Here is a 1,621-nt window from a genome sequence, read left to right on the forward strand (position 1 = left end):
TGCACTGGTTCGTCGGGGCGTAGCGCAGTCTGGTTAGCGCGCTTGGTTCGGGACCAAGAGGTCGGAAGTTCAATTCTTCTCGCCCCGACCAGTTGAAAACAGCAGTTTTCCAAGTATTGGAAAACTGTTTTTTTATGCTGCACTGACAAAAAAAATCAAAGAAATTCCAGGAATTTTCATTTTTTGGTTAACAAATTTGGGGTCTGATTGCAATTTGATAATTGGAGGGACCTATACACCACAGCAACGCGCAAAGAACTAAAAAACGCCAATCCGTCCTGCGCCCCAAGGGGCTTACCGCGGAAGGCAGACAGTTAAAGCGCAATGCGTCGGAGCACGTCTTGTTCGTCGGATCGTCTTAGACGGAAAAGGGCAGTCCAAGCTTGAAACATTTCCGTTTATTGGACAGGCGGGGCGGCGGGCATTCTAACAAAACTTAGCACCACCCAAACCGCGGTTTGGCTTTTTCGCGAGAGCGAAAGAGAGCCATAAGCTATAAGCTATATGCTATAAGCAAAGGCAAAAAGCAAAGGCAAAAGCGTAAAGCGAAAGCAACAAACCAAAGAAACGCAGACAGTCATTAAGGCTGTGAGCAAAACAAAACTGCATGACGCAGTACGAAACGAAACGAAACACAACAAACTGAAAACAACGCCGGCGGGGAATACTCCGAACGGCTGTGTGACGATACATTAACGGGCTGAACGACAATTTCAGCCCGTTTTTTATAGCGAAACAGAGCGGCATAGCACAAAATTTTCAAAAGATGTCATTTTCAAAATGACATTTTCAGGAAGATTTACTGTAAAATAGACAGCAGAAAGTCAGAGAACGGAATACAAAGGCGGTGCGGACATGGCTGTTAAAAACGAAATCGCATTGGTAACGCAGGAAAACATCAGGAACAAAATCTACACGATACGCGGACAGCGCGTAATGCTTGATAGCGACCTTGCGGCGATTTACGGCTACACAACAAAGGTGTTTAATCAGCAGATTGCACGCAACAAAGAGAAATTTGAAGAAGACTTTATGTTCCCGTTAACCCTTCTTGAAGAAACTGAATATTTATCGAGGTCACAATTTGTGACCTCGATAATGCAGACCAAAGGCATGAAAGGTGGCAGAACATACTATCCCTACGCCTTCACCGAGCAGGGCATATACAATCAATCTCTGTCTTCCTGCGGGCTCCGTTAGGAGCAGCGCAGGAACCAGCGGCGTTGTCAATAGTAAGCCAATGAAACCGTCAGTTTATATACTTGCAAACGGCAGAAACGGAACGATATACGTAGGCACTACGTCAAACCTTGCACGGCGCATAACACAACATAAATCAGACGAAACGGAAGGTTTTACGCAAAAATATTCAGTACACAGACTTGTTTGGTACGAATTTCACGAAACAATGCAGGACGCAATAGCGGCAGAGAAAAAAATAAAAAACAGGGACAGAAAATTCAAGACGGAGTTAATAGAAAAATCGAATCCGTACTGGAACGATTTGTCCGAAGAAACAGAAGACTTAAATTAAAAGCACTACACATTAGGGACACGCCGCTGGATTCTGCGCTAAGCCTTTCGGCTTCCGCAGAAAGACGGAAATATTTACACGGACAAA

At 44.7% G+C, this 1,621-nt stretch carries 2 protein-coding genes and 1 tRNA gene; all 3 read left to right on the forward strand.

Going from position 1 to position 1,621, the window contains the following annotated elements:
- Positions 1-13 precede the first annotated feature (13 nt).
- The 3 genes from KBS54_05695 (at position 14) to KBS54_05705 (ending at position 1,534) form a co-directional block, all read left to right on the forward strand.
- A tRNA-Pro gene (locus KBS54_05695) sits at positions 14-91 on the forward strand.
- 764 nt (positions 92-855) lie between these two features.
- Positions 856-1,200: an ORF6N domain-containing protein gene (locus KBS54_05700; GenBank protein MBQ0055618.1), complete on the forward strand. Its 345-nt coding sequence runs from the start codon at positions 856-858 to the stop codon at positions 1,198-1,200.
- A 40-nt stretch (positions 1,201-1,240) separates the two neighbouring features.
- Positions 1,241-1,534, forward strand: a complete 294-nt coding sequence (locus KBS54_05705) for a GIY-YIG nuclease family protein (GenBank protein ID MBQ0055619.1) — start codon at positions 1,241-1,243, stop codon at positions 1,532-1,534.
- Positions 1,535-1,621 lie beyond the last annotated feature (87 nt).

It is taken from the genome of Candidatus Equadaptatus faecalis (assembly GCA_018065065.1).
Lineage (GTDB): Bacteria > Synergistota > Synergistia > Synergistales > Synergistaceae > Equadaptatus > Equadaptatus faecalis.

What these genes read in the sequence shown, in the direction of transcription:
- KBS54_05700 (MBQ0055618.1), top strand. Translation starts at nt 856, where the DNA reads ATGGCTGTTAAAAACGAAATCGCATTGGTAACGCAGGAAAACATCAGG.
- KBS54_05705 (MBQ0055619.1), top strand. Translation starts at nt 1,241, where the DNA reads ATGAAACCGTCAGTTTATATACTTGCAAACGGCAGAAACGGAACGATA.